Genomic DNA, 8042 nt, shown 5'->3' on the forward strand with positions numbered 1-8042 from the left:
GTCAAGTTAAAAATAATTAAAGTTGTATACAAAACCCTTTAATAGAAGTATCTATAGAGCTTGTATATTCAACTTTTTCACTCTCTTAAATATCATAACTCTTTTAAAATCAGCTCTTAGGAATGATTGAAAAACCACCAAAAAAAGTTGTCCAACTTTAAAAAATTTGAAATATATTTTCACTTTAAATGCATTTTTACCCAAAATGATAAACAAGTTAATCTTTCACCAGCGTTAATACGTACAAAAAGTATAACTTTTAGAAAGGGGAACTCCGCTATGAGTCAATCAACACAAAAAGCCACGCTTTACAGAATGTCGACACCTGACCACCAATGCCCTTTCGGTTTAAAAACCCGGCACTTACTTAAAGCTAACGGTTACGATGTGGACGACAATCTATTAGAGAGCCGAGAGGAAACCGACAAATTCAAAGAAAAGCACGACGTCGATACCACTCCACAAGTGTTTATTGGTGATAAGCGTATCGGTGGGTACGAGGAGGTTCGAACCTTTCTTGGAAAACCTCTTCCTGACCCTGGCGCAACCAGTTACCGACCCGTTATTGCATTATTTATTATGACGGCACTCCTCTCTGTAGCCACGTCGTGGTTGTCTTTTGGTCGCGCATTTACCGTACAAACCATCGAGTGGTTCATCAGTTTCTCTATGGTGGTTCTGGCCTTGCTCAAACTCCAGGACGTAGAGAAATTCTCTACCATGTTTCTCAATTACGATCTTCTCGCCAAAAAATGGGTGCCTTATGGCCGTATTTACCCCTACGCCGAAGGCTTGGCGGGTCTGTTAATGGCAGCGGAATTTGCTCACGTCATTTCCATCCCTATCGCGTTATTTATCGGCACCGTGGGCTCTGTCTCGGTGTTTAAAGCCGTTTATGTCGACAAACGTGAGCTAAAATGTGCCTGTGTCGGTGGCTCGAGTAATGTGCCGTTAGGCTTCATTTCGCTCACTGAAAACCTTATGATGGTCGCTATGGCTCTCTGGATGTTTTTTACAGTGAACTAGAAAAAGAGCGCTATGCGCTCTTTTTTTTAACGCTTTTTACGTAAAAACAAAATCTCACCAGCGGCAATCAATGCCATACCGATAAGAGACGCCCAAATAACCAGCGGATCGCTTGTCCATTTCACCCATATAAAAGCGGCTAAAACGATGACATCTAGCGTGATTGCGCTGACAAGTATGTAAATATTGGCATTCACTTTTTGTCTAAGATGTCGCAATACCCCCCAGTGGATCGCAATGTCCATAACGATATAAAAAATGGCACCAAGCGAAGCGATTCGGCTCAAATCGAAAAAAGCGGCTAGGATCATAGCCATAACAATGGTGTAAACCAGTGTGTGCTTTTGAATAGAACCGGGCATCCCAAAATGACTGTGTGGCACAAGCTTCATATTGGTCAACATAGCCAACATTCTTGAGACGGCAAACGCGCTGGCGATCACACCGGATACCGTTGCGACAATTGCAAAAGCGACCGTCACCCAAAGTCCGGTCTCGCCATAGACGGGTTTGGCCGCTTCAGCAAGCGCATAATCTTTCGCTTTCACAATCTCATCTATGGACAGGCTCGAGCCAACCGCCAGAGTGACCAGAACATATATTAATGCGCAGATAATCAACGAAATAATAATGGCACGCCCGACATTTCTCTTAGGCTCAACAATTTCACCGCCACTATTGGTTATTGTTGTAAACCCTTTATACGCAAGTATGCTTAAAGCAATCCCTGCTAAAATACCGCCACCCGAAGCTTCTTCCGGAATAGCCGATATCGATTCAAACTGAATGCCTGAGGCCCACAAACCACCAGCCGCTAAAATCACCAATCCTAAAGCTTTAACAAAGGCCATAAAAAACGAGAACGTTTGAATAAACTGATTACTCAAAATATTGATAAAAAACGCAAAGACCAGCAAACCAACCGCCAACAACGGGACAAGCCACTGCGCTTCAAAAGAAATTAACTGGCTGGTGTAGGACGCAAATGTCCGAGCGACTAAACTTTCATTAATCACCATAGAAAAGTACATCAAGAGTGCGAATATTGCCGTCACACTTCCTTTCCCATAGGCTTTACTGAGGAACATCGCAATGCCCCCCGCTGACGGGTATGCTTTGGCCAGTTTCACATACGAATAGGCGCTGAAACCGGCAATGATACCGCCGCACACAAACGCCAGTACAAACCACTCTCTTGCTAGCTGAGCAACTTGTCCTGTCAGTGCAAAAATACCAGCGCCAATCATGACACCAGTCCCCAGCGACACCGCCCCCCAAAGACTCAGGCTTCCTTTCTGATAATCCTGATGTCCGTGTTCGTGATCGTGTTCCGCCATAATCAGCTCCTGTGGTTGACGTTAGTTGGACCAGTGAATCCGGATAATTTTCCAGCCAGACTCCGGGGTATGTGAAACGGTTACAGTTTCATTCATCGTTAAATCAATCTCACGCCCGTTGTACGCCCCGGAAATACTATATCGAGAAGTGATCACAGCAAGGCTATCCACTTCATATCGTGTTCTTTCAATCAGTTTTGAAGGAACCTCCTGGCTAAATTTGATATCTGACTTAAGATGATGAGCACTGTATTCAGCCAGGGACCGTTCAACGCCACCACCTTCAAAGATAAGCACATCATCGGAAAGCACGTCTTTAACGACCTCCGTGTCACCTTCAGTCAAAGCAGTTCGAAATGCATCAAGCACAGCGGTCGGCTCAGATAGTTTTTCGGCACTACTGGGCGCTGAAATAAACATTACCGAAACCATAAAAACACTCACAAGTAATTTCATTCTTCTTATTCCTTACATTAACCAGGAGAAAACGCGCTGCTTAGCGCAGAGGCCAGGATAAAAATAGTGACAGCCAATACCATTTCTGCCGTTATCGATTGTTTAAGTCGCTTCGCAGCTGACTCACTATTTAACTGGGGGACCAACGTTAACTTATGCCGTGCGGCGACAAGAAGAATCAACGCTACAAACACAAGTTTCGCCAGCAATACCGTGTCGTATGAGGTTAATGGCAGCTCTGGTATCCATTGTCCGGTTGCACTTCGATACATAACCACACCCGCAATCAGGAGTATCGGAACCGCTACAGACATATGCCCTCCAAAACGCTCCATAATAATTTTCGCTTTATTAAGTGATACGGAGGTTGCCAGCTTACGCAGTGAATTCAGACTGCCAAACCAGACCCAGGCGACTAACAGATGTATTAAAAGCGCTAGCTTTCCCCACCAGACGACGTCACTGCCGTGCCCGATACTTAAAAAACTCCATCCCATGAGTCCAACCGCCACAACATATAGCATCCACTGTATGCTTGTTACCTTAACAATAGAATAAATAATCCAGGCAACAGCAATGGTTACCTGAAGTTGGATGAACAACCCAACAGGGCCGGTCCATATAAATTGCATGTAGGTCGTGTCAATCATTCCGACAAAGCCTTCAGCAGCAAAACTACCGACTTTCAGAAAAAAATACAGAAGGCTTGCCAGTAATAGAAGCAACGCAACAACGCTATTCTTTCGTTCAGACTGCTTTTTTAAACCGGACAAATAAACGATATAAGGCGAGGCAGTAATCACCGCGTTAAGCCAGAATATAAAGGCCAACGTTAAAACGCTGGCCACACTCCAAAGGGTCATCATTTCACCTCAAAGCTAAAATCACCCGATATTTTATGACTGTCCCCACCCATTGCCGTCCAATAAACCGTATAACCACCTGACGCCAAATTGTTTTTAACAGCAATTTCGTACGCTGCTTTGGGAGTCATGCTCATCGAAAAGTCCAGCGGATGCATTTTACCGTCATCTGAGTGCAGCATAATTTTAGCCAGACGAACATCACCGGAAAAATTCATCGTAATTTCCGTAGGTGACTCGGACAAAGTCGCACCGTCCTCCGGGCTACTGGATGTTAGGCCTACGTGGGCGCTGGCCCATGCACTAAAAAATAACGCGGTACCGAAGGCTAATTTAAGTATGTTTTTCATGTTGTTTCCTCTTTGCTTATTATCAATTAAAACCAAACTCTGGCCCCAAGGACCACGCCTGTTTCTGTGGTATCTTCACCCATGCGTTTCATTTGGTCTGCCGTGTTGCCTAACGCGCCGTTCCAATAAACACCAATGTAAGGGGCAAATTCACGACTTATTTCGTGACGATAACGCAACCCCACGCGCAAGTTGCTCAAGCCACTTTGCCGTTCATATTTGTCTGAATCTGTCAGGTTGGCTGTTAACTCAATGCGAGGTTGTAAGTACGAGGTTTGTGTAAGCTGCCACTCGTACTCGGTTTCGCTAACAAATTGAACATCGCCTTCTTCGTTCATCATCAAAGAATTATCCATTTCAAACCAGTACGGCGCCAACCCCATAAAACTTACGACCGCATAGTTTTCCATCGACGCATCCGACGATAAGGTGCCTCGCGTACCAACACCGGCCTGAAACGACCAAAACGGAGACACCAGATATCCATACAGCAGTTCAGCACTTTCCAAGTCAGTGGGCTCGCCGTCGTCTTGAACATTCTCCCCTTCACTCTTGAAAACAGCTCGGTGATAGTCACCGCCATACCAAGCCATCATGTCCCAGACAGCTAGGTTCTCTTCCTCGTTGGTTCGCGTTAACTCCAACCGATCGAACAGTACTTGCCCGGTGTAATATTCTTTGACGGGTTCAGGCCAGTCCTCTTTCGCATGTCCAGCGACTGCTAAACCAGGCAACAACGCCGCACCCATTAATAGTGATTTACCGTACATAATCGTCCTCCTTATGCGACATTGACCACACGGAACATACCCGCTTTCATGTGATACAACAGGTGACAATGGAACGCCCAACTACCCGGAGCGTCCGCCGTTATCAATAACGACACTTTTTCACTCGGTTTCAGGCTGATGGTGTGCTTCCGGGGACGAGGGTACTGACCATTTTCAAGTTCCATCCACATGCCATGTAAATGTATAGGATGGTCCATCATGGTGTCGTTAACCATCACAAGTCTAAGACGCTCACCGTGATGGAATTGGACTGGGCCATCGACTTCGGTATATTTTTTTCCATCGAACGACCACATGTATCGCTCCATATTGCCGGTTAAATGCAGTTCGATTTGGCGTTCAGGCTCACGTGTATCGGGCCACTCTTTAGCACCAATCAAGTCGCTGTAAACTAATACTCTATGGTCGACATTTTCTAACCCTATTCCAGGCTCATGAAGACGACTTGTGGGATTCGTTGCAATCATGGCAGCTGCGGCGCCATGTCCTCCTTCACGATGCTCAATTTTGATGTTTTCTACGGGAAGTTTGGTTTTATGAGCCATTTTATGATCCATGTGGCTACCATGCCCGCCCATCTTCATCTCTTTACCATTCATATCACCTGACATCGCCATGGCTCCCATACCCATAGCGGCCATACCCCTCTCAGGAACTTGCCGTAGCTCAGGTACTTCAGCCTCAAGACCAAGTTCTGGCGTTAATGTTCCTCTGACATAACCACTTCGATCAAAGCTCTCAGCAAAAATGGTGTAAGGCTTGTTTTGCTTAGGCTCGACTATGACATCGTAAGTCTCAGCAACACCAATACGGAATTCATCAACTGGCACCGGCTTAATAGGTTGACCATCCGCTGCCACAACCGTCATTTCAAGTCCCGGAATACGCACATCGAAAAAGCTCATCGCAGAGCCGTTAATGATACGAAGGCGTACTTTCTCGCCAGGCTTAAACAATGCGGACCAGTTCATCGCCGAATCGCGACCATTCATCAGGTAGGTATAAGTACTGCCCGTCACATCAGCAATATCACGAGGGCTCATTCGCATTTGCCCCCACATCTCTCGTTGTTTCCAGGTTTTCTCTAACCCTTGCTGTCGCACGTCCTCGAAGGTCTCAAATATTGTACGTTTTTGATAGTTATAGTACCCCTCCGCAACTTTCAAATTACGAAAAACGGTATCCGGATCTTCGAATGTCCAGTCGCTGAGAATAATGGTATGTTCTCTATCAGCACCAATATCTCCGTCTTTCGGTTCAATCACTAACGGTCCCAGGTGTCCAAGTTGCTCCTGCAAACCGGAGTGGCTGTGATACCAATAAGTTCCGTTTTGCTCGACATCGTAGCGGTACTTAAACGTTCGTCCTGGCTTTATACCTTCGAAAGATACGCCAGGCACGCCATCCATGTTCTCGGGCAATATAATTCCGTGCCAGTGAATTGACGTGTCTTCCGACAATCGGTTAGTCACGTTTAACTTTGCTCGCTGTCCTTCTTTTAAACGGATTAAAGGACCCGGCATTTGGCCATTGATGGTTATCGGTGTTCCTACCTTATTTCCCACGAGCAGTGGGGACTTTGCAATGGTGAGATCAATCTCATCGTTTGTCAGGATCTGATCTTTAAAACTGCGTCCCTGAGAGACGGCCCAAGTCGGTGCTACTTTGGCGATTGCTAAAGCAGACGCCACAGTGAATGCAGATTTAATAAACTTTCGACGCCCTTTATTAAACTCATTGTTCATGATGACGCTCCTCTTTTGAGGTTAAATTTTGATGACGTTGAATGTCCTTTTCCTTATCAGACGGTTCATCAGAAATCGATGATTTAAACCCTTTTATCGCACTACCAATATCGGAGCCCAGGGTTCGTAGCTTTTTGCTACCAAAAAGAAGTATGACGATAACCAGTAAAATTCCTAACTGAACCATACTCATGCCGCCAAATCCCATATCTAAAGCCCTCCATTTGAGAGGGCTTGCTGTTCTTCTAAACTTGCTATCTGCTGATAGGGTGTCACTGAGCCGTCTTTTTTGATTTCATAGACTGTATAAGGCTGAAACCGAGTCCCCATCTCCATGCCAACAGAACCTACAGGCATGCCAGGAACAGTTAAGCCAATGCCATTAGCTGACTTTTTCCCCGCTAAATAATGAAAAACCAATGTAGGAGGAACGTGCCCCTCAAAGACATAGCCATTACTAGAAATAGCGGTATGACAGGATTGGACCTCGGCACTAATACCGGAGTCACGTTTTCGTTGGGTCAGGTTGTTCGGATGTTGTACGGACACACTAAAGCTATCGGGTAAAGCTTGTAACCACTTTTCACAGCAACCGCAGTTGGGATCTTTTAGAACGGTTAGTTGCTGCTCTTCTACATCGGTTGCAGATACAGACACGGAAAACAGCATCGCCAAAACAGCGATATTGCGTTTGATAGACATAATTATTCACCGATTAGTAAGTTTTAAGGAAACACGCCGAGCGTGTGTTAAATTTCTAGTAACTTATTAAGCGGTAATTATTGGGGGACGGAATAAATTAGACGCGTGTTTAGCACGAATTGAGGTGTCGATGGGCGCATCGACTTTGGCAGAGAGGTTAACTGCAGCAGCATTAACCGAAGAAGACTGTCCGACAAATAAAACCGAGCCGCCGGAGCAATGCCGAATTGTCATGTCAGCACAGCACGAGTTGTGCTTTTGCTTCTCATGTTCGCAGTCGCTTACGTCTGCTTTTTGCATCATGCTGTGCTGCATTTGTCCTTTACCATGACATGCGTGAGCATCTGCCGTTTGCGAAAACGACATCGACACCAATAGCACTGTCATTAATAACAGAATTCGAATTAGCACGAGCACCCTGCTTTTTGCAATTTAATAAACTTCAGTCTAACGTCATTTTAACGCATGTCAAATAAGGAGCAGATAATGATGAATCACGAAATGTTCGCAGGTATGGGCTTTCTATGGATGCTGATTGTGGGAGCTATTTTTATTGTTCCCGCATGGCGTATCTGCCAACGAGTTGGCTACCCTGGTCCATTGGGTCTTCTGATTGTTATCCCTATCGCAAATATCATTCTTCTTTACTTTATAGCGTTCGGCCCATGGAAAAATGTTGATAAATAGCTAATTCACTTTAACCAAAGCAACAAGTATAGCTTTTCATCTCTGATCAGAAGCACGAATTTATGGGTATACGGATTTAATGGTT

General features: G+C 45.2%; 11 protein-coding genes. 2 read left to right on the top strand and 9 right to left on the bottom strand.

Annotated features, from left to right (window positions below; all coding sequences use genetic code 11):
• The first annotated feature begins 279 nt into the window (after positions 1-279).
• Entirely contained in the window at positions 280-1026 is a 747-nt protein-coding gene (locus B2U97_RS00240; protein ID WP_286823908.1) for a MauE/DoxX family redox-associated membrane protein, read from the top strand.
• 26 nt (positions 1027-1052) lie between these two features.
• Here B2U97_RS00240 and B2U97_RS00245 read toward each other — a convergent pair whose 3' ends face one another.
• The 9 genes from B2U97_RS00245 to B2U97_RS00285 form a co-directional block, all read right to left on the bottom strand.
• The gene (locus tag B2U97_RS00245; protein WP_286823910.1) at positions 1053-2363 is read right to left on the bottom strand and encodes an APC family permease; all 1311 of its coding nucleotides are present in this window, start codon (positions 2361-2363) and stop codon (positions 1053-1055) included.
• 21 nt (positions 2364-2384) lie between these two features.
• Positions 2385-2819: a YybH family protein gene (locus B2U97_RS00250; RefSeq protein ID WP_286823912.1), complete on the bottom strand. Its 435-nt coding sequence runs from the start codon at positions 2817-2819 to the stop codon at positions 2385-2387.
• A 17-nt stretch (positions 2820-2836) separates the two neighbouring features.
• Positions 2837-3685, bottom strand: coding sequence for a copper resistance D family protein (locus B2U97_RS00255; protein ID WP_286830127.1), 849 nt, complete (start codon positions 3683-3685; stop codon positions 2837-2839).
• Positions 3682-4032: a copper resistance CopC family protein gene (locus B2U97_RS00260; protein ID WP_286823916.1), complete on the bottom strand. Its 351-nt coding sequence runs from the start codon at positions 4030-4032 to the stop codon at positions 3682-3684. The genes B2U97_RS00255 and B2U97_RS00260 overlap by 4 nt, the downstream gene beginning before the upstream one ends.
• 26 nt (positions 4033-4058) lie before the next feature.
• A complete protein-coding gene (locus B2U97_RS00265) occupies positions 4059-4802 on the bottom strand; it encodes a copper resistance protein B (RefSeq protein WP_286823918.1) in 744 nt (247 codons plus the stop codon).
• 11 nt (positions 4803-4813) lie between these two features.
• A complete protein-coding gene (locus B2U97_RS00270) occupies positions 4814-6568 on the bottom strand; it encodes a copper resistance system multicopper oxidase (protein ID WP_286823920.1) in 1755 nt (584 codons plus the stop codon).
• Positions 6558-6776 carry a twin-arginine translocase TatA/TatE family subunit gene (gene tatA / locus B2U97_RS00275; protein ID WP_286823921.1) on the bottom strand — a complete coding sequence of 73 codons (219 nt, stop codon included), beginning with the start codon at positions 6774-6776 and terminating at the stop codon, positions 6558-6560. Before tatA ends, B2U97_RS00270 begins: the two co-directional genes overlap by 11 nt.
• A gap of 2 nt (positions 6777-6778) precedes the next feature.
• A complete protein-coding gene (locus B2U97_RS00280; RefSeq protein ID WP_286823922.1) occupies positions 6779-7270 on the bottom strand; it encodes a DUF411 domain-containing protein in 492 nt (163 codons plus the stop codon).
• A 66-nt stretch (positions 7271-7336) separates the two neighbouring features.
• Positions 7337-7681, bottom strand: coding sequence for a hypothetical protein (locus B2U97_RS00285; RefSeq protein ID WP_054490579.1), 345 nt, complete (start codon positions 7679-7681; stop codon positions 7337-7339).
• 75 nt (positions 7682-7756) lie between these two features.
• Here B2U97_RS00285 and B2U97_RS00290 point away from each other — a divergent pair, with 75 nt between their 5' ends.
• On the top strand, positions 7757-7957 hold the full coding sequence (locus tag B2U97_RS00290) for a hypothetical protein (RefSeq protein ID WP_006956255.1): 201 nt from the start codon (positions 7757-7759) through the stop codon (positions 7955-7957).
• The last annotated feature ends 85 nt before the right edge of the window (positions 7958-8042 follow it).

It is taken from the genome of Idiomarina sp. UBA3176, from assembly GCF_002364295.1.
Classification (GTDB): Bacteria; Pseudomonadota; Gammaproteobacteria; order Enterobacterales; family Alteromonadaceae; genus Idiomarina; species Idiomarina loihiensis.